This is a genomic window from Marinobacter antarcticus (genome assembly GCF_011049865.1).
Taxonomy (GTDB): Bacteria; Pseudomonadota; Gammaproteobacteria; order Pseudomonadales; family Oleiphilaceae; genus Marinobacter; species Marinobacter antarcticus_A.
In genome coordinates this window covers 16,187-37,012 of sequence record NZ_DRGY01000137.1, presented here as the reverse complement: position 1 = coordinate 37,012, position 20,826 = coordinate 16,187, and the positions used below count along the sequence as shown (strand labels likewise).

Genomic DNA, 20,826 nt, shown 5'->3' with positions numbered 1-20,826 from the left:
ATGAAAGACAACAGCCAAACCCTCTCCTGCGTTATGATCCCCGTAAGCAGGCGGCAGCTTTTACTGCCCAACGTCTCCATTGCCGAGGTGGTCGATTACGCCAGTAACGATGCCGGCACAGGTGCGCCGGATTGGCTGGCCGGTAGGCTGGAATGGCGCGGGCTGTCTCTGCCGGTGATCTCTTACGATGCGGCCAACGGTGGCACCCTGTCCGTGCCCGGTGAAAACCGTGGTCGTATTGTTGTGATCAACACCATCAGCGGCCGCAACACGCTCCGTTTTATGGCTCTGATCACCCAGGGTATTCCCAGCCAGGTTCGCATTACCGATGATCAGATCAAACAGTTGGAAGGCGAAAATGGGCCCGCTGATCTTATGCAGGTCGATGTGGATGGAGAAACCGCCTGGATTCCCAACCTGGATTACCTGGAGTCTCTCGCCAGCGAATCGGGAGTGTAAACGCAGCATCAAATATCCTATCTCGGCAAAACCCGGGTTATTGACCTACTGTGTGGCGGGACGATCCTCGCAACTGTTATAATGTTGCACTTTTTTGCAAATGCAGGATCCCAACCATGTCTGCCCGTGCACTTCCGTATCGCCCCCACAATCATGATGCCTGTGTCAGTCAGGCACTGGCCGAAGCCAGATCAATCTGTCAGCAGCAGAATGCCCGCCTGACACCCACCCGCGAACGGGTGCTGGAACTGATCTGGCAATCCCACAAGCCCCTCGGGGCTTACGATGTGCTCGCAAAACTGACCTCCGAAGGCCACAGTGCCGCGCCACCCACGGTGTACCGGGCACTGGATTTTCTGCAACAGCACGGTTTGGTGCATCGCATAGCCTCGCTGAACGCGTTTACCGGTTGCGCCCACACAGGCGAACACCATACGGGCCTGTTTCTTATCTGCCGTACCTGCGGCAACGTTCTGGAATTGACCGATACAGGCGTATCGGATGCCATACACAAAGCCGCCAGCGCCGAGGCCTTTCGTACTGAAGCCATTACGCTGGAAGTGGCCGGGATTTGCCCCGCCTGTCAGGCAGAACAGAACCATGAGTGACGCGTTGGTTGCCATTGAAAATCTTACCGTCCGGTTTGATGACCGGTTGGCTGTTGATCGGGTAAATTTGTCCCTGCATCGTGGCGACATTATTACCATTATCGGCCCGAACGGCGCGGGCAAAACCACGTTGATCAAGGCCATTCTGGGCGTTCAGGCAGCCACCAGTGGTCGCATAATGCGCGCGAAAAACCTGGTTATCGGGTACGTGCCTCAGAATCTGAGCCTGGAATCAACGCTGCCGCTGAGCGTCAAACGCTTCATGCTACTCAGTGGGCAACCCTTGGCCGAATGCGAGTCTGCACTGGCAAGAACCGGTGTCAGCCACCTGATCAGCACCTCCGTTCATCATCTTTCGGGGGGTGAGCAACAACGCTTGCTGCTGGCCCGAGCTCTGGCTCGAAAGCCCGATCTTCTGGTGCTTGACGAGCCGGCCCAAGGCGTGGATATCAACGGCCAGGCCACACTTTATGATTTGATCCGCCAGCTACGGGATGAGCTCAATTGTGGCATTATCATGATCTCCCATGATCTGCACCTTGTGATGGCCGCAACCGACAAGGTTATCTGCCTGAACCAGCATGTCTGCTGCAGCGGGCACCCTGCGGATATTTCCCACGATCCGGCTTTTATTGAAACGTTCGGCCAGCCCGTGGCCGAATCCCTGGCGGTCTACCACCACCATCACAACCACAGCCACGATCTGCGCGGCAACGTGGTTGGTGACGGCCATGAAGGATGCCAGCATGACCATCATTGACGCCGTACTGAACGACTTCTTCTGGCGCGCGCTCATTGGCGGTCTGGGTGTGGCGCTGATCGCCGGCCCCCTGGGCTGTTTTGTTGTGTGGCGCAGAATGGCCTATTTCGGCGACACTCTGGCGCATTCGGCGCTGCTGGGCATTGCCCTGAGTTTTCTGATCAGTGTTCCTCTGAATCTCGGGGTTATCATTACCAGCGTCATTCTGGCCGGGGCCCTGATGCTGTTTTCTCGCAATAAAACGCTCGCCACGGACACGCTACTCGGCATTCTTGCCCACAGCGCCCTGGCCATTGGCTTGGTCGCGCTCAGCTTTATGCCGGATGTCAGACTCGACCTGACCGGCTTGCTGTTCGGCGATCTGCTCGCCGTGAACCGCAACGACCTGCTGTGGATCTATGGCGGTGCCGTTGTGATTATGACGCTGCTATGCGTTCTTTGGCGCGGCCTGCTAATGAGCACCATCCATGAAGAACTGGCGCGGGTAGAAGGCGTGCCGGTTGAACGCCTTCGCCTGGTACTGATGCTGATGTTTGCACTCGTGATCGCCGTTGCTATGAAAATGGTGGGCGTTCTGCTGATTACGGCCTTGCTGATCATTCCGGCAGCAACAGCCCGCCGGCTGGCTCGCACACCGGAACAGATGGCGGCCATGGCAGTCGTGTTCGGGTTTATTGCGGTGGCCGGCGGCCTGAGCATGTCGTGGCATCTGGATACACCGGCCGGCCCCTCTGTCGTGGTGACGGCCTTTGCGACATTTCTCGTAGTCTATGGCAGCGCTGGCCGGTTTTCAGTGGCCCGTTGACCAAAACGGATAACATCAATAAAACAACACTCGAGCTTTACCGGGTGAATACCCATGCTAAACTTTAGTTCAGGTCCGGCAGCGGCTCTATTCAGACAGCAGGAGCATGCTGTGAACGCGTTCTCCAACGTCGATTCCAAGTCAACCAACCCGACGATTGCCGTGCTTGGCTTCAAGCGCCAGCTCGTCTATCACCTCCATTTCTGGGCATTCATAGCCGTGGTCCCGCTTGTTGTCGTGCAGTGGCATCACAGTCATTTCCTGCTCGTTGGCCTGCTGATTCTCTTCTGCGCTAACGCGCTTCTGGTCATCGGTCTGTTGCGCTTTTACGGTATCTACTTTCTTCAGGGCCGTTTGTTTCCTTTGCTAGCCGTGGTGTGCGCCGCTTACTCAACGGCTATCAATGGGCACGCGGGCTTATATTGGGCTTACCCGGCCGCATCCGCTTTGTTTTTCCTGTTACCTTTGCGGGAAGCGATTGCCAGCAATATCATTTTTGTCAGCGTTATGGCCGTGGTGTCTTTCGTGACGTTTCCCGAAGCGGATTTCTGGCGAATTACCTTCTCGTTGGGTCTTAATTGCCTGTTTTCCATGATTTTCGCGTGGTTGGTTGGCAAGCTCCAGGATGAACTCACCCGGCTTGCAACCACCGATCCACTGACCGGCTGCCTGAACCGGTCACAGCTGGCCGACATTCTGAACAGCCAGATTCAGCTGCAGGAGCGTTATGGCCGGGCCTCAAGCCTGATTCTGCTGGATCTGGATTACTTCAAAACCATTAATGATCAGTGGGGACATCTTGCCGGCGACAAGGTTTTGACGGAGTTGGCGGAGCGGTTGCGCAATCGACTCAGAGAAACCGACCAGCTTTTCCGTATTGGCGGCGAGGAGTTCATGATTATGCTGCCCGAGACCGGCCAGCGAGAGGGTAATCTTCTGGCCAATCAACTTCTGACCAGCATTAGCGCTCGACCGTTTCTGGAGGATATCAGGATAACCGCCAGCGCCAGCATCGCACAAATCAGCAAGGGCGAAACCTGGTCGGTATGGCTGAACCGCGCCGACCAGGCGTTGTACGGCGCTAAATCCCGAGGCCGCAATCAGGTGGTGAGTGCCGCTGGCCAACTGGCACCCGATGGCCGCAACCCGGATGACGCTCTGACACCCGTTGCCAGCTAGTAAAATGCCTGGCCCTAACGAGAACTTGCGCTGATCCCGGCACATCCAGAGCCTGGCCGCTGCCTTAAATAAACTGCAAATCGACACTGGTCTTTTCTCACAGCATCATCGTAAACCGTAGAGATGCCGAGCAAATTCACCTAAGCTTCTCACTCAAGCTTCGCGCTGACATCACCCCGTACCCTAACCCGCACTACCTAGAGAGCCGGAAAAGACTATGACCAAACTCCTTGACGACCTCGCGGGGCATTACCGCGCCATCATCAACGGGCTGGGCGAAGACACCAACCGTGAAGGTCTGCAAGACACCCCCATGCGCGCTGCCAAAGCCATGCAGTTCCTGACCCGAGGTTACCATCAGGACCTTGACGAACTCGTTAACAACGCCGTGTTCGAATCCACAATGGACGAAATGGTTGTGGTTCAGGACATAGAGCTCTACAGCATGTGCGAGCACCATGTACTGCCCTTTATTGGCAAATGTCATATAGCCTATTTGCCCCAGGGCCGTGTTCTTGGCCTGTCCAAGTTTGCGCGCATCGTAGACATGTATGCCCGCCGCCTGCAGATCCAGGAGAACCTGACACGCCAAATCGCCGAAGCCGTGGAGAGCGTCACCGACGCCAAGGGCGTGGCGGTGGTAATCGAGGCACAACACATGTGCATGATGATGCGCGGGGTTGAGAAACAGAATTCAAAAATGAAAACCTCCATGATGCTGGGTCAGTTCCGCAAATCCCAGGCAACGCGCGCGGAATTTCTGAATTTGATCAGCAGCAATCGTTGATCCCCGTGATTCAAAAGGAATCGACATGACGAAAGTGTCCTGCAATCACCAGGCAAGGGTGCAGATCAAAGACTTGTTGCTGCGCGCCTACATCGGCATTAAAGAAGAAGAAATCAACAATCAGCAGGACGTTATCATCAATGTCTGCCTGACCTACGATGCGACTGAAGCGATCAATCGGAACGAAATTGCGGCCGCGCTCAATTACCGCACCATCACCAAGCAGATTATCGGTCACGTTGATGGCAACCGCTTTGCGCTTCTTGAGCGCCTGACACACGAAGTGCTCAGTATTGTTATGGAGCACGGGGCTGTGCAGTGGGCTCAGGTAGAAATCGACAAGCCCCACGCGCTACGCTATGCCGAATCCGTGTCCGTCTGTCTTGAAGCACACCGTTAATTCAACGCAGGTGATTCGTTAAGATGCCAAGCAATCAACCCGATCAAATGCGCGCCGTTCTTGAAAGCGTACGCACCATTGCGCTGGTAGGTGCCAGTGAGAAAACCAACCGGCCTTCCCATGAAGTTATGGAATTTCTACAGGCGCACGGATACCGGGTTATTCCCGTAAATCCCCGCCTGGCGGGCCAAACGGTATTGGGTGAGTGTGTCTACTCCGACATTGCGTCCCTGCCAGAGCCGGTCGACATGGTAGATTTGTTTTTGGCCCCTGAGCGCACGGACGCAGTGATTGATCAGGCCATCGAGTTGAAATTCCCTGTGATCTGGTTGCAGATCGGCGTTATCAACGAAGCTGGCGCCGCTCGCGCTGAGGCCGCCGGGTTGACCGTCGTGATGGACCGCTGCCCCAAGCAGGAAATTTCGCGCCAGGGTATACCCGTCGTCGGCTCCCGAGCCTGAACCCTCGGGCTACACGTTATTCACTCCGGGAAGATTGATTTATTATTATCGACCTGCAGCCGTTACACTGGTGAATTGATTTTGTGGTAAACGGAGCATTTCTTGGAACACGCCCTCTATAAACGCCGACTCCTGGTCAAGTGTCTGCTGCATCCCGTGTTTCCGGCAGTGATCTTCCTCGTGTTCCTCGGCATGGCGGCAGGGCTCCGTTACGGCCTGATTCACCAGTACACAAGCCAAGTAAGGGCCAACCTCGAAAACGAAGCTCGCACGATGGCCAGCGCGCTGGAATGGGAATTCACGGTTCATGCGGATGCCATCCGGCGCATGGCTAGCCGCTTGGCAAGTGATCCGGAAACGCCGGAAAGCGAATGGCGCCGGGATGCCGACAGTTACCTTCAAGATTTCCGCATTTACCAGGCCATCGAATGGATAGACAAAGACTTCATCATTCGCTGGCTGGAGCCGTTGGCTTCCAACGAGAGCGTGCTTGGCTACAACGCGGCCTTTGACAAACGACGCTACAATGCTCTGGTGGCAGCGACGAATTCCGGAAACTACGATGTGTCGGGGGTGGTAGAGCTGCGCCAGGGCGGCAAAGGCATTGTTATTTATGCGCCAGTGGGCACCGGACCGGGTAATCATGGCTTTGTAGCCGGCGTGTTCAAAATGGAAGCCCTGGCGCGCCAACTGATGGCAAGCCGCGAGCCGGCCATGTTCGGGATAGAGATTCGCAGCAAGGGCGCGCCGGCGTATACCCTGAGCGATTTTGAAGGCGCAGGCAGTGCCATGTCCTACACCGTGCCGGTAAAACTTCCCGCAGTGGATTGGCAACTGACGCTCAAGCCATCCCCCGCTTGGGTTGAAAAACAACACAGCCCCTGGCCGCTCTGGACGTTCATTACGCTTCTCTTCATGGGCCTGCTGACCAGTCTCACAGCGCTTCTTCTTCAGCTCATCCTCAAGCGCAATCAGGCCCTGTTGGTAACCCGGCGGGAACTGGATGAGGAAATTACCCAGCGCAAAACGATTCAGCAGGATCTTGTGCGGCTAGAATCCACCGATGCGCTCACCGGGTTGGCGAACCGGCGTTTCTTCATGGAGGATCTGGCCCACACCCTGAATATTGCAGACCGTCAAAAGCATCAGGTAGCCATGATGATGCTCGACCTCGACCGGTTTCAGACACTGAATGACTCCCTCGGACACCAGTTCGGCGATGAGCTGCTGGTTCAGGTTGCCGGACGACTGGATCAGCTCACTGATGAGGGCGTTACGGTGGCTTATTCCGGCGGTGACGAATTCATGATTTGCCAGCAGCACGTGGAAGATATTGACGACGTTATTTATATGCTGGGGCTGATCAAGCAATGCTTCGAAACGCCGTTTGTTGTTCAGGATGAAGCCCACAGCGTTACCGCCACGCTGGGCGTTGCGGTGTATCCTCACAGCGGCCTGAACGCTGATATTCTCTTGCGCAATGCGGACATTGCCCTGTATCGCGCCAAGGAGCAGGGCCGCAACACCTATCAGTTTTACACTGAAGGTATGCAAGAACGCGAGGTGATGCGCTTGGAACTGGAAAAGGAGCTTAGCCAGGCCCTTGCCAATAACGAATTTGTGCTGCATTACCAGCCTCAGTTGAATCTGCACAGCGGTGAAATCAACAGCGTAGAGGCGCTTATTCGCTGGCATCACCCTCGCCGTGGCCTGCTGCCACCGGGAGAGTTTATTCCACTGGCGGAAGAAAGCGGCCGGATTACCGAAATCGGGTGTTGGGTGGTGACGGCAGCTTGTCGGCAATTGGCGACCTGGAAAGGAACCCGCTTCGACCATCTCAGAGTGGCTGTAAACCTGTCCGGGCGTGAGCTCGACGATGAGCATCTGGTTGATCGTATAAGCGATGCTCTGGAGGCCGAGGGCGTTCCGGCCGATCGGCTTGAACTGGAGCTGACTGAGGAAATTTTCATTCAGAACATTGAGCACAATCTGGGCCAGCTGACGCGCCTCCACGAGCTTGGTGTGCATCTGGCGATTGATGATTTCGGTGTCGGCTATTCTTCATTGGCTTATCTGAGGGACTTTCCGCTGGATCTTCTGAAGATCGACCGCTCGTTTATTACGGACGTCACTGAGCGTCATGATGACGCGGTCATCACCCGAGCGGTTATCAATCTTGCCCACAACCTTGGCCTACAAGTGGTTGCCGAGGGTGTGGAAACTCAGGCGCAGCTGAACTTTCTCAAGAGCCACGGTTGCAACCTGGTTCAGGGCTATCTGATCAGCCGAGCTGTTCCTGCGGCCGAACTGGAAAAAGCTCTGTGCAGCGGCGTTCTGGAACAGGGCGCTCTGGCGGAGTTCAGTTTGTAATCCCTTTCTGCCACCCCAACATAGCCATTAGGCTTTTCAGATAGGCAATTCGGGTGGGCTCTTCCGTTGAACGTTTCAGGTGAAATTTTATGGCTAAGGGTTATCTGACGTCGGAACAGGACAACACGCTTCGCCGGTGGGAGCGCTGGAATCGGAATTATTTCATTTTCGCGTTTGTCGCTCTGGTTATCATTCTGGTTTTCAGCAGCCAACTGGGGCTTTCCAGTGATGAAAGCTGGGGGCCACTGGGCGCTTTGATCGCGGCTCTGGTCGCACCTATTGTTATTCTGCAACTGCGCCTGACTTGTCCGGCCTGCGGCCACAAAATTGGCTGGCAAGCCAAACTGATGGCGCCTGATCAATGCAAACGTTGCGGTACCTTCCTTCGGGCGAAAAGCGCCTCCTCTTGAAAACCTTTGACCTGTGAGTTGCTCACAGGTTTTAGGCTATCCTTAAGTTTTAAACACGCTCGGCTGTCCTGATTGGGTGATAGCCGCGGCGATGTGAGAGGCTTGTCCGAAAACCGCTGTGAATACGTCCTTGTACGCTTGCTCTGCGCCATCCATGGCTCCGAGCATTTTCGGACAAGCCTCTCACACCGTCGCTCGTTAACAATTGGCGGATGCTGCTTGATATGAAAGTGAAAGAGATCGCTACGTCTGCCGGGGTGAATCCCGACACGGTTCGTTTTTACACTCGAGAAAGGCTGCTTAAGCCCTCTCGAAATCCGGATAACAACTATCAGCAGTATGGCTCTGAGGATCTTAAGCGGCTGCGTTTTGCTCGCAAGGCCCGTCAGCTTGGGTTTTCGCTGCCGGAGGTTCGGCAGATTCTGGATCAGGCGGACGATCATCACTCGCCCTGCCCGATGGTTCGGGATGTGTTCCAGCAACGCCTGGCCGCGGTCGAGAAAGAGATTCACGAGCTGGAACAGTTACGCAAGCGCATGAAGACAGCGCTGTCCGCTTGGCAGGATATGCCAGACGGCACGCCGGATGGCCATACCATTTGCCGGTTGATTGAGCACTGGGACGACGGCAAACCCGATACGCAGGCTGAGGAGTAAATGACGATGAGCGAGGCACCTGTATTGCAAACCACTCTCAGTATTTCCGGGGCGTCCTGTCAGGGCTGTGCGAAGAAAATCCGCAATGCGCTGGAGCCGCTGACAGGTGATGTCGATCTGATTGAGGTCAATCTGGAAGATCAGACAGTGGCATTGCCGGACGGCATTGACGCCACGGAAGCGGCCCGAATTGTGACGGAAGCAGGTTATCCGGCAGACCCCGTGGCTGAGGCTCACATCGAGACTGAAAAGCCTGCAAGTTCCAGCTCTTCCGAGTCAAACGTTTCGAATCCCGGAGGGAATGCAGAGGCTGGTAAAAAAAAGACGGATGCGAAAGTGGCGGAACCGGCTCAAGGCGACGATCAGGTGCATCTTGCGATAACCGGTGCTACCTGTGCTTCTTGCGTTAATACCATTGAGAAAGCGCTGAAGTCGGTTTCAGGCGTTACCCACGCTCACATGAACCTGGCGGACAATACGGCCACCGCAACGGGTAAGGTCGATCCACAAGCTCTGATCAAAGCGGTGGAAAGCTCCGGTTACGGCGCCGGCGTCATTGAAGATGCGGATGCCGCAGACGAGCAAAAGCAGGAGGAGGACAAAAAGCAGTACAAAACCCTGCTGGTGAAGATGGCCATCAGTCTGGGCCTGGGCGCAGGCCTGATGGTCTGGGGCATAGGGTTCGGCTCCATGACGGTAAACGCGGCAAACCAGGGCGTCTGGCTGGGCCTCGGCTTGCTAACGCTGGCGGTGATGGCCGGTACCGGCGGGCACTTCTACGTGGGTGCCTGGAAGGCCTTCCGGCACCACAACGCCAATATGGACACGCTGATTGCGCTGGGCACAGGTACCGCCTGGCTCTATTCCATAACGGTGGCCAGTATCCCCGACGCCTTACCGGAGATGGCTCGGCATGTGTATTTTGAAGCCTCGGCGATGATCATCGGCCTGATCAATCTTGGTCAGGCGCTGGAACTGCGGGCCAAGGGCAAAACTTCCGAGGCGGTTCGCCGGTTGCTGGATCTGCGGGCGAAAACGGCTCGTGTGATCCGCGACGGGCAGGAACAGGACATCCCGGTAGAAGACGTGCGCAAGGGCGATCACATTCGCGTTCGCCCCGGTGAAAAGCTGCCGGTCGACGGCCAGATCGTCGAAGGCAGCACCCGCATTGATGAAAGCATGCTCACGGGTGAACCCATGCCCGCGAGCAAAGCGGTGGGTGATGAGGTTTCAGCCGGCACCATGAACACCCACGGCGGAATTGTCTACGAGGCAACCCGGGTGGGCAGCGAAACCGCACTGGCGCAGATTATTCGCCTGGTGAAGAAGGCCCAGGGCTCAAAACCGGCCATTGGGCGCCTGGCAGATAAAATATCGTCGGTGTTCGTGCCCAGCGTTATGCTGATTGCCGTGGCCGCCGCGCTGGTCTGGTACAACGTGGGGCCAGAGCCTGCAATTGTGCACATGATGGTGGCCGCCACCACGGTGCTGATTATCGCCTGCCCTTGTGCGTTGGGCCTGGCCACGCCCATGTCAGTGATGGTCGGTGTTGGCAAAGCGGCAGAATACGGCGCTCTGATTCGCCAGGGGGATGCCCTGCAAACCGCCGGCAAGCTGGATCTGGTGATTCTCGACAAAACCGGCACCATCACAGAAGGCCACCCGGCGGTCACCAGCGTGTTCGCGACGAGCGGCGATGAGCAGCAATTATTGGCGCTGGCCGCAGGTCTTGAGCAGCACTCCGAACACCCGTTAGCGGAAGCCATCGTAAACAAGGCCAAAGAACAAAGCGCACAGCCGCTCAAAGTTACCGGTTTTGAAGCCTTGAACGGCAAAGGCGTGGCCGGTGAATTTGAAGGCGACAAGATCCGCCTGGGCAACCGCCGCTGGCTGGAAGCCGAAGGCCTGTCGCTGAGCGGTCTTGCCGACGCAGAAAAAGCCATTACAGAAGAGGCAGGAACACCGCTATTCCTGGCCCGGGGCAGCGAAGTGCTGGGCGTGATCGGCGTTGCGGATGCGATCAGAGCCGATTCCCAAACTGCCATTCGGCGCCTGCACGAAGCCGGTATCAAGGTGATGATGGTTACCGGCGATATAGACGCCACGGCCAAAGCCATTGCCGCCAAAACAGGCATCGATGACTACCGCGCCGAAGTTCTGCCGGAAGACAAAGCCGACGTGGTGAACGAAATGCGCGGCAAAGGCTACACCGTAGCCATGGTGGGTGACGGCATCAACGACGCACCAGCCCTGGCCGCAGCCGATGTGGGTTTTGCCATTGGCACGGGCACAGACGTTGCTATCGAAAGCGCCGCCATCACCCTGATGCGCGGCTCCCTGCACGGCGTACCCGATGCCATCGAAATCTCCCGGGCCACCGTGAAAAACATTCACCAGAACCTCTTCGGTGCCTTTGCCTACAACAGCCTTGGCATCCCTATCGCCGCTGGCCTGCTGTACCCCATCTGGGGCATATTAATGAGCCCGATTCTCGCGGGCGCTGCCATGTCACTGTCTTCGGTGACCGTCGTCACCAACGCCAACCGGTTGCGCCTGTTCAAAACCAGTCGCAAACCCGATCCGGATCACGCCCACGGGCAAAAGCCAAACCAGGAGCGGAACTGATGCAAACAATACTGGTCAATGCCGGAGGACTTGTCCTGATGGCTGCCATCGTCTGGTGGTTCTGGCTTTCATCGCCGGATACCGACACCCCCCAACAAAATCACAGCGGTCACTGAACGCAGCACAAAGAGAGCAACATCATGAAAAAACAGATTCTCGGACTGGCCCTCAGCGCCACCTTCGGCTTCAGCACACCCCTATTGGCGGCGGGCGCTGCACAGAGCATACATGTTTACAAATCGCCCACCTGCGGCTGTTGTACAGCCTGGGTTGATCACCTGAAAAGCAACGGCTTTGACGTGGAAACCACCGAAACCAACGATATGAACCGCGTCAAAATCGATGCTGGGCTCACCCGTAACCTGGCCAGTTGCCACACCGCCTTTGTGGGTGACTACGTGATCGAAGGCCATGTACCCGCTGACGACATTCGTCGGCTGATCGCCAGCGCCCCGAAAGCCAAAGGCCTGACCGTCCCCGGCATGCCCGCCGGCTCACCCGGCATGGAAATGGGCGACCGCAAAGATCACTACGAAGTATTGATGTTCAACGACCAAGGCCAGACCAAGGTATTCTCCGAGTACAACTAGTTAGTCAGCCGTGCTTTTTATAGCTGCACTCTTAGTTAGTTGCACTCTTAGTTAGTTGCACTCTGAACCAAGCAGGCCCCTCTCAGCATAAATCCGGGCTGGCCTACAAATCACAGAGCCAGGCTAGCATCGCTGCAAGCGCTTCGTGGGGCTGGAAAAGGCGGTAAAGAAAGTTCGCAGTGGCAGCTTAACCCTGCCGCGGCTGGACAAACCCGATAACGAAATAGGACGCTTGGTTGATCACTTTGAAAAAATGACGGCAATTAACCACACGTAAGGGGTCTGACTCGCATCGACATAAACGTTATACTCCGCCCCATCATTCATTTTTTCAGCCAGGTTACCCCATGTTCAACGCCGACGCTCTCAGCCAGTTGCGCCAGCTAAAGTCTGATATCGAGGAAAGCAAAGTCGTCTCCACGGGGACGGTTAAGGCCACCAACGGCCGGTTCGGATTTGTCGCACTGGATGAAGGACGGGACGTGTTCCTGCCCCCCGAAGAAATGCAAAAAGTGCTGCCCGGTGACCGGATTAATGTTACCGAGCAGGAACTGGACAAAGGCAAAGTCCAGGGCCTGGTCGACGGCCTCATTGAAAGCCGATTGAGCACCTTTGTCGGGCGCTATCTTGTTAAGGGAAAAGGGCATTTTGTTGTGCCTGAAACGCCCGGCATCAATCGCTGGATCTTCATCCCCCCGAACGAACGGATGAATGCGCAGCCAGACGACTATCTATACTGCTGCATACACAAGCATCCGATTCACGATGGCAAAGGCCAGGCGAAAGTACTCCGGGTTATTGGTAAAGCCGGTGAACCGGGTATTGAACGCGCGCTGACCCTTGCCACCTTTGATCTGGCAGACGCCTGGCCCGCTGCCGTGGTGCAACAGGCGGAGAGCCTCGATGAAGCGGCTATCGAGGCCCGCGAAACCGGGCGAGAAGACCGAACTGACCGGGCGTATGTCACCATCGACAGCCCCGCTACCCAGGACATGGACGACGCACTGCTCGCGGAGCCCAACGCCACAGGATGGGCACTATCCATCGCCATCGCCGATCCCTCCGCGATTATTGAGCCGGAAAGCGCGGCTGAACTCGAGGCGTTCAACCGGGCGACCGCCATTTATTTCCCGGGTGAGCCTTTGCCCATGCTTCCCGATACGATCAGCACACGGCTGTGCTCGCTGATGCCCGACATGAAGCGCTTGGTGCTTGTGTGTGATCTGCAGGTCAATAACGACGGCAGCCTTGGCGATTACAGCTTCCATCAAGCGGTGATTCGCTCTCATGGAAAGCTCAGCTACGATCTGGTTTCAAACCTGATTGAAGGCCGGGAAGACGAAGGCATCAAAGCCCTGTCGGACTCGGTTGCCAACAGTCTTGATCAGCTGCACCAGGCCGCAACAGCGCTGCGCAAGTGGCGCAGTGAACACGCATTGCTGAGTGGCGACAGGCCTGAATTCCGGCTCCGGCTTGACGAAAACCGGCGTATTCGCGCGATTGAGCCGTCTGTGCAAAATGAAGCGCATCGATTGGTGGAAGAATGCATGGTTGCCGCCAACCGCTGTGCAGCGAATTTTCTCGCCAAACAGCCATCTGGCCTGTTCATCCAGCACCCGGGGTTCCGAGACGACCGCGCAGACAACATTCGTACCCTGGTGGAAGGTTATGCGCCGCACCTTGCGGACATAGACGCCAAAACACCCGAAGGCTTCAAGACGCTGATGAGGCAAACGACAGCGCTGGAGGCCGAGGTGCCGGTAAAAGGCGTTCTTTCACGCCAACTGGCCCGCGCAGAACTGGCGTTTACCGCGGCACCCCATCAAGGCATGGGGCTTGATGCCTACACCACTTTTACGTCTCCTCTGCGCAAGTACTCAGATCTCTATGTGCATCGGGTGATCAAAGCAGCGCTTTGGGATACGCCGATGAAGGCCCTGAGCCCGGACCAACTGCGGGCACTTCAAAGCGCACAGCTCAAGGCCCGCCAGGCAGCCAACAGCCTTGAAACCTGGCTTCGGAGCGACTTTGCCAAAACCCTGGGAGAAGAACCCATGGATGGCGTGATCAGCCGAACAATCCCCGCTGGTTTTTTTGTTCGCCTGAACGCCAATGGGCTGGAAGGGTTTGTCAGTTGCAAGGATCTGAACGGCAAGTACAGCTTCAACCCGGTCACGTTGCGCCTGATTCACAACAAGAATGGTCGTATTTTCCAGGTGGAGCAGGGTGTTAAAGTCAGCTTTTCAGGTGTTGAAGAAGAGCGCCGGCAGGTTAACTTCAAGCTGGTGAGCGCGGAGGAAATTCCTCTGGCCGCCAACGCCTGAGTTTGTTGAGCGGTGATTGAGGTTGTTGAAAAACCCCTTTGATTATTGAAAAACCACAGCAACAGGCGCATCGTATCAACAGGGTACTCGAATCCTTCAAAGGAGGTGCGCCATGCCCATCAGTGCAACTGAATTTCTGAAAAAACACGGCTTCGACGATGACGACGAAAGCCCCGATCACAGCCTACGTCACAATGCGCTGGAGCACGCCAAGCATCTGCGCAGACCCCATGCCGGCACGCCTCACGATTGGGAAGACTGGGAAAAATATCAGCAAGAACACCCGGATGAGGTTGAAGCAAGCGATGAAGAGAGCGATCTTTAGAGGGCACCCTTCAAGCAGAGTGCCCGACAAAGAACGCTACGGCCGGAGCATTTCCTCCAGACGTTCATCTTTTGCTTGCCACTGCTCTGCCAACCAGTCTTTCACATTGCGTCTGTGCTTGGCATCGGTTGAATAGTCCCGCCCTTTCAAATGCTCGGGAATGGTGACGGTTTGAATATCCATTTTCACCTCGCGCACCCGCCCGCACAGAAAATCCCAAAACGAAGGCGCACCACCGGGATAGGCAATGGTTACGTCAACCAGGGTTTGTATCGAATCGCCCATGGTGTCCAGAACAAAGGCGGCGCCACCCGCTTTCGGTGTCAGCAAGTGTTTGTAGCGTGATTTCAGCTGATCGCGCTTGGCCGGGGTATATCGAGTGCCTTCAACAAAGTTCATCACACTCACCGGCGTATAACGAAACTTCTCACAGGCACGGCGAGTGGCTTTCAGATCTTCCCCGCGTTTTTCCGGATGCTTGATCAGATACTCTCGCGTGTATCGTTTCATGAACGGAAAATCCAATCCCCACCAGGCAAGCCCGATAACCGGCACCCACACAAGCTGTTGCTTGAGGAAGAATTTGAGAAACGGTGCCCGACGGTTGAACGCCCGCTGCATGGCCAGAATGTCCACCCAGCTCTGGTGATTACTCAGCACCAGATACCAGCTTTCACGACGAAGATTTTCCGCGCCTGTAACCTGCCACTTAGTGCTTTGCGTCAGCTTCATCCAACCGGTATTGCACGCCACCCAGGATTCCGAGACCCAGATGATGAATCGGGTGCACAACACCCGAAAACCTTTATGGGGAATAATGAGTTTCAGCAACGCCGGGATATAGAGCAACAGACACCAGAAAAGTGTGTTGATTCCCAACAGTAAGGAATTGAGTACGCCGATAACGGGAGCGGGAAGGAAGCTGAGCATGAGTTTCCTGTATTGATTGTGTGGTCAGTGGTGGACAATCATACCAATCACCACAGGCGATGGGCAGTGGTGGATCACGTCAACATACCCTCATTTTTTATCATGAATTTTTTGATGTTGAACCCGGTTCCGGGAATGGTGGTTCTGGATTACACTCTCATCCATGAACCTTATTGATACATTCAATCTCGACATTCGCGCGCTTCATACGTTTGTCGTTGTTCTCGACGAAGGCAGCGTTTCTCGCGCAGCTGTGAAGCTCGGGGTTAGCCAATCGGCGGTCAGTCACACCCTGGAGCGCTTGCGCAAAGCCCTTGGGGATCCTTTGTTCGTCAAGTCCGGGCGCGGCATTGTGCCCACGCGATACGCATTCCAGACCGGCCCCCATGTACGCCAGATTCTGTACGATATGCACTCGCTGGCCTCCGGCGGCCCGCCGTTCACGCCGGAAACCACAGAATTCACCTTTACCGTGGCGGCCAACGACTACGAACGGGATCTGCTGCTGCCGCCGCTGATGCAGCGGTTGCGACAACAGGCCCCGGGCATTCTGCTGCAGGTAATTCCGTCGGGCATTCCCAGCGCGGAAATGCTGCGTAAGGATGTCTGTGACCTCATCATCTCGCCCCATGCTCCGGAAGCCACCGACATCATGCAGAGAGGCCTGATGGGCGATCGCATGGTGGTTTTTTACGACCCGAAAAAGCGTGAGGCGCCCCAGAGCGTGACCGATTATTTGAAGGCTGATCACGTGTCATTGGTGTTCGTCAGCGGCGAGCAGCCTGCCTTGGAAGCCGGGCTTTCAGCCCGCGGACTGACCCGTCGAAACGTTATTTCTGTTTCCAACTTCTCCGGCCTGCCCGAGTTTCTCCGGGGCACCGACATGTTGGCAACCGCACCGGAACGCATGAGCAAACACTTACTCCGGGATTTTGAATGGGTGCCTCTACCCTTCAGTTTCAAGCCCTTTACACTGCTGATGGTTTGGCACCGCCGCAATCAGAACGACCCGGCCCACCTTTGGTTAAGAAACCAGGTTAACGCTGTGGCGGCCACCATGAATGGCCTGAGCGAGTAACCCATTAATTTTTTTCATACATCCTATGAGCAGCACTGCCGTTATTTTTTGTCCAAACAACCTCTAGAATCCTTCCGAAGTTGATTGCAGATGTGGGACAGGCTTTCCAAAACTGTGCGGAGCCATGGATGGCGGAGCCCAAGCGCCACATGGACGTGCTTGAGCGGGTTTTGGAAAGCCTGTCCCACGCCTGCCTCTCCCAATACATGCATGGATAGAAAATGCTCGCACTCACCAGTATATGGACCACCATACTGCTCGCCGCCGCCGTCGCTCTGGGGCCATTAGCCACCGATATGTATCTGCCGGCGTTGCCGCAGATCGGCAGCGATTTTGGCAGTGGTACCAGCCAGGTTCAGCTAACGCTGAGCCTGTACATGGTCGGTTTTGCCATCGCACAACTGGTGTGCGGCCCGCTGGCCGACCGGTTCGGCCGCAAGCCCATCATGGCGGGCGGCTTCGTGCTGTTTGCCCTGGCCAGCATCGGCTGTGCGCTGGCCAGCAATATAGAAACCCTGATTCTGTGCCGCTTTCTGCAGGCACTGGGTGGCTCAGCAGGGCCCGTTTTGGGTCGCGCGGCCATCCGGGATATCTACACGCCCCGTGAAGCCGCAAAAATCATGGCGATTCTTGCCAGCATCATGGCCCTGGCACCGGCCGTGGCGCCAACACTCGGCGGCCTGATGGTGGCAACCCTGGGCTGGCCCTCCATTTTCATAACGCTGGGTGGTTATGCGCTGGTCATGGCCGTCGTCGTCACCTTCGGCATTCCCGAGCCCATGCGCCCGGAATACCGCCAGCCCCTGAGGCTCCGCAGCCTGATTCGAAATTACCGCGCCATCGGAACCGACATCAGCTTTCTTGGTTATACGCTGACCAACGCGTTGATATTCTCCGGGCTGTTTGCGTTTCTCTCCGGCTCGTCGTTCGTGTTGATTGATTTCCTCGAAATACCGCCGCAACAGTTTGGCCTGTATTTCGCGGGCATCGTTGCTGGGTACGTCGCCGGCAACCTTTTGGCCATTCGACTTGGCAGCCGCATGGTGCCGGATCAAATCCTCGTTCGCGGCCTGCTCATCGCCGTTGTCGCAGGTGGCCTGATGGTTGCTCTGGCTCTCGCAGAGGTGTTCAGTGTGTGGGCGGTGATCCTGCCGCAGGCACTGTTTATGGTCGGCACTGGCATGGTTCTGCCCCAGACCATGGCGGGTGCCATGGCCAATTTCCCGCGCATGGCCGGCTCCGCTTCGGCGCTGTTCGGGTTCGCTCAGATGTCCGTCGCCGCTGGCGCCGGCATGCTTGTGGGCCACCTGCACAACGGCACCTCACTGGTGATGGCGACCATCATTGCCATCTGTGGTGTGTTGTCTCTTGCCAGCTACCTGCTGCTGGTTCAGCGCCACCCCGCGCCCGGATTTGAGCCACAAGCAGGATGAAAACCCATCCAAAGTGGACGAAAAAGAGTAAGCTGTTTATGAACATTAACCGATAACAAGGAGCAATTCATGAGCACAGTCACACTTGACGGCAACCCGATTGAACTGAGCGGCACCTTTCCACAAAACGGCGACACGGCCCCGGCTTTAACGTTGACCAACGCCAGCCTGGAAGACGTAAAACTCGATAGCTGGGCGGGAAAGCGCAAAATCCTGAACATCATCCCCAGCATCGACACTGGCGTGTGCGCCGCGTCAACTCGTAAGTTCAACGAAAAAGCCGGCGCTCTGGACAACACCGTAGTACTGGTTGTCTCCGCCGACCTGCCCTTTGCAGCTGCCCGCTTTTGCGGTGCAGAAGGCCTGGAAAACGTCATTACACTTTCCTCCTTCCGCAATTACAGCTTCCAGCAGGACTACGGCGTCAGCATTCAGAATGGCCCATTGGCCGGGCTTTGCAGCCGCGCCGTGGTGGTTCTGGATGAAAACGACAAGGTTATCCACAGCCAACTTGTCAATGAAATCAAAGACGAGCCAGACTACGAAGCAGCACTGAAGGTTCTTTAAGGTTACAGCTACTCTCAGCGTAAAAACTGAGCAGGCCTCACCCAGGCCGACGCCTTGCGGGCGGGCCGGCTTCATCGGACTGTGCATTGCCATGGATGGCAATGCCAAGCCCCCAGGGACGGGTTCACGGCGTGTCCGGGGAAGCCGGCCCGCCCGCAAGGCTACCCCCAACATCAGAACTCGAACCTGTTAAACTTCAGCACCAATTCAAGACCAAGGCATTATCCCCAACCCGTGAGCAAAGAACCCGAAACCGTCAGCCTCCCCCGCCAGCTCTTCACCATGACCTGGCCTATGTTGTTTGGCGTACTCTCGTTGATGACATTTCAACTGGTCGACAGCGCCTTCATTGGCCAGCTTGGCCGGGATCCGTTGGCAGCGCTTGGTTTCACACTGCCCATGCAGCAGCTCATCATCGGGTTGCAAGTGGGCCTGGGCATCGCCACAACCGCGATAATTTCACGAACTCTTGGTGTGGGCGACGAACTCAGGGCATTCCGCCTCGGCGGGCTCGTTATTACCGTTGGCAGCGCACTGGTTTTTCTGCTCTGTATCGCCCTGTGGCTTTTGCAAAGCCCGATCATGACGGCACTCGGCGCCGATGATGCTCTGCTTCCATTGGTGCGCAGCTATTGGGTGCCCTGGCTACTCTCTGCCTGGATTGGCGCGTTTCTTTACTTTGGATACAGCATCTGTCGCTCCCATGGCGACACCAAACTGCCGGGCTACATGATGATGGCTACCAGCCTGGCCAACATCGGCCTGGACCCACTGTACATTTTTGTTTTCGACTGGGGGTTGCCCGGCGCCGCCTGGGCCACCGTGACCTCCTTCGGCATTGGCTGCCTGTTTATTTACCCGAAGCTTCTGAAACGTGGCTGGGCCCGCTTTGATCTTCGCGAACTTGCGCTTGGCCGTGCCCTGAAACAACTCAACAGCATTATGGCGCCGGCCATGGTAAGCCAGCTCATGCCACCCGCGTCAGCCATGCTGGCCACCGCTCTGGTCGCCGGCTACGGCTCGGCCGCGGTCGCTGCCTGGGGGCTTGGCACGCGCCTGGAGTTTTTCTCCATTGTGGTGGTGCTGGCACTCACGATGTCCATGCCACCGATGATCGGGCGCATGCTGGGCGCAGGAGACATTGAACAGATCCGCAAGCTGGTGCGGCTTGCCGTACGCTTTGTGGTGGGCTGGCAACTGGCCATCGGCCTGCTTTGGCTTATCGCCTCCGGCCTTGTTTCTGACCTGTTCAGCAGCGATCAGCAAGTACAGGATATTCTCGGGGCTTATCTTGTGCGGGTGCCGCTCAGCTACAGCGGCCTGGGCGTATGCATGTTGATGGTATCCGTGTGCAACGCCCTTGGCCTTGCCATGAGGGCGTTGCTGGTTTCAATCCTGCGGCTGTTTCTTTGCTTTTTGCCACTGCTGTGGGTGGGCAGCCAACTCAACGGCATTTTCGGCCTGATGAGCGGTGCCCTGGTAGGCAATCTGTTCGCCGGCATCATGGCGTATTATTTCTACCGCACCGGAATGGCACAGTTACGCACGCCCGACACCGGTTCAGGCAAAACGTAATCGAAAACTTTCGGGGATGGGTACCACCTTCTTTTGTTGGTAGTTAAAAAATACGAAACCGTATTTTGCCAGCGCCACCGGCTGACCGCTTTGTGCCTTGGTCACCCGAAATACAAAGTCACCACCGTATTTATTGAAATCCATCAATCCGACTTCAAAACGCAGCATTTCCGGAAAAAACGACTCCGCCTGATACATGGTCGCAAGATCGGTCACAATGATACCGATACCGTCGCTGCTGGCCTCCGACACATCGTAGCGCACCAAAAACTGGGCGCGCGCCTCGGAAAGCATGGAGATCAAAGCGTCGTTGCTCAGATGATTGGCGCCGTTAATGTCGGTAATACGCACCGGAATGCGGGTTTCAAAGCAGAATACATCGCCGGGAAAAGCCAGTTCAATTCGGGCCACTTCGGATACCTGTCTGTCAGCGTGTTGGGGGATGGGGCGAGAGGGCATGATACGCCGCGGGCTCGCCAATGGC

Annotated in this window: 21 protein-coding genes; 19 read left to right on the top strand and 2 right to left on the bottom strand. The window is 56.4% G+C overall.

The annotated features are described in order from the left end of the window. From ENI00_RS16540 to ENI00_RS16470, 15 genes are all read left to right on the top strand, one after another. Positions 1–459: a chemotaxis protein CheW gene (locus ENI00_RS16540; protein WP_304104722.1), complete on the top strand. Its 459-nt coding sequence runs from the start codon at positions 1–3 to the stop codon at positions 457–459. 116 nt (positions 460–575) lie between these two features. Then, a complete protein-coding gene (locus tag ENI00_RS16535; protein ID WP_304104721.1) occupies positions 576–1,067 on the top strand; it encodes a Fur family transcriptional regulator in 492 nt (163 codons plus the stop codon). Further along, entirely contained in the window at positions 1,060–1,827 is a 768-nt protein-coding gene (gene znuC, locus ENI00_RS16530) for a zinc ABC transporter ATP-binding protein ZnuC (RefSeq protein ID WP_304104720.1), read from the top strand. The genes ENI00_RS16535 and znuC overlap by 8 nt, the downstream gene beginning before the upstream one ends. Continuing rightward, positions 1,814–2,632 (top strand): zinc ABC transporter permease subunit ZnuB, encoded by an 819-nt coding sequence (gene znuB, locus ENI00_RS16525; RefSeq protein ID WP_304104718.1) that lies wholly within the window; start codon positions 1,814–1,816, stop codon positions 2,630–2,632. Before znuC ends, znuB begins: the two co-directional genes overlap by 14 nt. A gap of 111 nt (positions 2,633–2,743) precedes the next feature. Then, the gene (locus ENI00_RS16520) at positions 2,744–3,811 is read left to right on the top strand and encodes a GGDEF domain-containing protein (protein WP_304104716.1); all 1,068 of its coding nucleotides are present in this window, start codon (positions 2,744–2,746) and stop codon (positions 3,809–3,811) included. 217 nt (positions 3,812–4,028) lie between these two features. Next, on the top strand, positions 4,029–4,598 hold the full coding sequence (folE, locus tag ENI00_RS16515) for a GTP cyclohydrolase I FolE (RefSeq protein ID WP_304104715.1): 570 nt from the start codon (positions 4,029–4,031) through the stop codon (positions 4,596–4,598). A gap of 25 nt (positions 4,599–4,623) precedes the next feature. Continuing rightward, positions 4,624–4,998, top strand: a complete 375-nt coding sequence (gene folX, locus ENI00_RS16510; RefSeq protein WP_304104713.1) for a dihydroneopterin triphosphate 2'-epimerase — start codon at positions 4,624–4,626, stop codon at positions 4,996–4,998. Positions 4,999–5,021: 23 nt separating this feature from the next. After that, positions 5,022–5,459 carry a CoA-binding protein gene (locus ENI00_RS16505; RefSeq protein WP_304104711.1) on the top strand — a complete coding sequence of 146 codons (438 nt, stop codon included), beginning with the start codon at positions 5,022–5,024 and terminating at the stop codon, positions 5,457–5,459. 102 nt (positions 5,460–5,561) lie between these two features. Further along, complete coding sequence (locus ENI00_RS16500) at positions 5,562–7,829, top strand: bifunctional diguanylate cyclase/phosphodiesterase (protein ID WP_414674277.1); 2,268 nt, start codon at positions 5,562–5,564, stop codon at positions 7,827–7,829. An 89-nt stretch (positions 7,830–7,918) separates the two neighbouring features. Next, a complete protein-coding gene (locus tag ENI00_RS16495; RefSeq protein WP_304104709.1) occupies positions 7,919–8,239 on the top strand; it encodes a hypothetical protein in 321 nt (106 codons plus the stop codon). A 224-nt stretch (positions 8,240–8,463) separates the two neighbouring features. After that, entirely contained in the window at positions 8,464–8,895 is a 432-nt protein-coding gene (locus ENI00_RS16490) for a MerR family transcriptional regulator (protein ID WP_304104707.1), read from the top strand. 6 nt (positions 8,896–8,901) lie between these two features. After that, the gene (locus ENI00_RS16485) at positions 8,902–11,520 is read left to right on the top strand and encodes a heavy metal translocating P-type ATPase (RefSeq protein ID WP_304104705.1); all 2,619 of its coding nucleotides are present in this window, start codon (positions 8,902–8,904) and stop codon (positions 11,518–11,520) included. A gap of 140 nt (positions 11,521–11,660) precedes the next feature. Continuing rightward, positions 11,661–12,110, top strand: coding sequence for a DUF411 domain-containing protein (locus ENI00_RS16480; protein WP_304104703.1), 450 nt, complete (start codon positions 11,661–11,663; stop codon positions 12,108–12,110). A 347-nt stretch (positions 12,111–12,457) separates the two neighbouring features. Next, entirely contained in the window at positions 12,458–14,434 is a 1,977-nt protein-coding gene (locus ENI00_RS16475) for a ribonuclease R family protein (protein ID WP_304104701.1), read from the top strand. 112 nt (positions 14,435–14,546) lie between these two features. Then, on the top strand, positions 14,547–14,759 hold the full coding sequence (locus ENI00_RS16470; protein ID WP_304104699.1) for a hypothetical protein: 213 nt from the start codon (positions 14,547–14,549) through the stop codon (positions 14,757–14,759). A gap of 36 nt (positions 14,760–14,795) precedes the next feature. Here ENI00_RS16470 and ENI00_RS16465 read toward each other — a convergent pair whose 3' ends face one another. Continuing rightward, positions 14,796–15,689, bottom strand: a complete 894-nt coding sequence (locus ENI00_RS16465; protein ID WP_304104697.1) for an acyltransferase — start codon at positions 15,687–15,689, stop codon at positions 14,796–14,798. A gap of 163 nt (positions 15,690–15,852) precedes the next feature. On the opposite strand from ENI00_RS16465, the gene ENI00_RS16460 reads away from it, so the two are divergent. From ENI00_RS16460 to ENI00_RS16445, 4 genes are all read left to right on the top strand, one after another. Next, positions 15,853–16,767 (top strand): LysR family transcriptional regulator, encoded by a 915-nt coding sequence (locus ENI00_RS16460; RefSeq protein ID WP_304104695.1) that lies wholly within the window; start codon positions 15,853–15,855, stop codon positions 16,765–16,767. A 221-nt stretch (positions 16,768–16,988) separates the two neighbouring features. After that, complete coding sequence (locus tag ENI00_RS16455) at positions 16,989–18,200, top strand: Bcr/CflA family multidrug efflux MFS transporter (protein ID WP_304104693.1); 1,212 nt, start codon at positions 16,989–16,991, stop codon at positions 18,198–18,200. Positions 18,201–18,269: 69 nt separating this feature from the next. Then, a complete protein-coding gene (gene tpx / locus ENI00_RS16450; protein ID WP_304104691.1) occupies positions 18,270–18,767 on the top strand; it encodes a thiol peroxidase in 498 nt (165 codons plus the stop codon). 282 nt (positions 18,768–19,049) lie between these two features. Next, positions 19,050–20,342: an MATE family efflux transporter gene (locus tag ENI00_RS16445; RefSeq protein WP_304104777.1), complete on the top strand. Its 1,293-nt coding sequence runs from the start codon at positions 19,050–19,052 to the stop codon at positions 20,340–20,342. On the opposite strand, the gene ENI00_RS16440 is transcribed toward ENI00_RS16445, so the two are convergent. After that, complete coding sequence (locus ENI00_RS16440) at positions 20,328–20,753, bottom strand: thioesterase family protein (protein ID WP_304104775.1); 426 nt, start codon at positions 20,751–20,753, stop codon at positions 20,328–20,330. The two genes, ENI00_RS16445 and ENI00_RS16440, sit on opposite strands and share 15 nt — an antisense overlap. Between the last annotated feature and the right edge of the window lie 73 nt (positions 20,754–20,826).

What these genes read in the sequence shown, in the direction of transcription:
- ENI00_RS16540 (WP_304104722.1), top strand. Translation starts at nt 1, where the DNA reads ATGAAAGACAACAGCCAAACCCTCTCCTGCGTTATGATCCCCGTAAGC.
- ENI00_RS16535 (WP_304104721.1), top strand. Translation starts at nt 576, where the DNA reads ATGTCTGCCCGTGCACTTCCGTATCGCCCCCACAATCATGATGCCTGT.
- znuC (WP_304104720.1), top strand. Translation starts at nt 1,060, where the DNA reads ATGAGTGACGCGTTGGTTGCCATTGAAAATCTTACCGTCCGGTTTGAT.
- znuB (WP_304104718.1), top strand. Translation starts at nt 1,814, where the DNA reads ATGACCATCATTGACGCCGTACTGAACGACTTCTTCTGGCGCGCGCTC.
- folE (WP_304104715.1), top strand. Translation starts at nt 4,029, where the DNA reads ATGACCAAACTCCTTGACGACCTCGCGGGGCATTACCGCGCCATCATC.
- folX (WP_304104713.1), top strand. Translation starts at nt 4,624, where the DNA reads ATGACGAAAGTGTCCTGCAATCACCAGGCAAGGGTGCAGATCAAAGAC.
- ENI00_RS16505 (WP_304104711.1), top strand. Translation starts at nt 5,022, where the DNA reads ATGCCAAGCAATCAACCCGATCAAATGCGCGCCGTTCTTGAAAGCGTA.
- ENI00_RS16495 (WP_304104709.1), top strand. Translation starts at nt 7,919, where the DNA reads ATGGCTAAGGGTTATCTGACGTCGGAACAGGACAACACGCTTCGCCGG.
- ENI00_RS16490 (WP_304104707.1), top strand. Translation starts at nt 8,464, where the DNA reads ATGAAAGTGAAAGAGATCGCTACGTCTGCCGGGGTGAATCCCGACACG.
- ENI00_RS16485 (WP_304104705.1), top strand. Translation starts at nt 8,902, where the DNA reads ATGAGCGAGGCACCTGTATTGCAAACCACTCTCAGTATTTCCGGGGCG.
- ENI00_RS16480 (WP_304104703.1), top strand. Translation starts at nt 11,661, where the DNA reads ATGAAAAAACAGATTCTCGGACTGGCCCTCAGCGCCACCTTCGGCTTC.
- ENI00_RS16475 (WP_304104701.1), top strand. Translation starts at nt 12,458, where the DNA reads ATGTTCAACGCCGACGCTCTCAGCCAGTTGCGCCAGCTAAAGTCTGAT.
- ENI00_RS16470 (WP_304104699.1), top strand. Translation starts at nt 14,547, where the DNA reads ATGCCCATCAGTGCAACTGAATTTCTGAAAAAACACGGCTTCGACGAT.
- ENI00_RS16465 (WP_304104697.1), bottom strand. Translation starts at nt 15,689, where the DNA reads ATGCTCAGCTTCCTTCCCGCTCCCGTTATCGGCGTACTCAATTCCTTA.
- ENI00_RS16460 (WP_304104695.1), top strand. Translation starts at nt 15,853, where the DNA reads ATGAACCTTATTGATACATTCAATCTCGACATTCGCGCGCTTCATACG.
- ENI00_RS16455 (WP_304104693.1), top strand. Translation starts at nt 16,989, where the DNA reads ATGCTCGCACTCACCAGTATATGGACCACCATACTGCTCGCCGCCGCC.
- tpx (WP_304104691.1), top strand. Translation starts at nt 18,270, where the DNA reads ATGAGCACAGTCACACTTGACGGCAACCCGATTGAACTGAGCGGCACC.
- ENI00_RS16445 (WP_304104777.1), top strand. Translation starts at nt 19,050, where the DNA reads ATGACCTGGCCTATGTTGTTTGGCGTACTCTCGTTGATGACATTTCAA.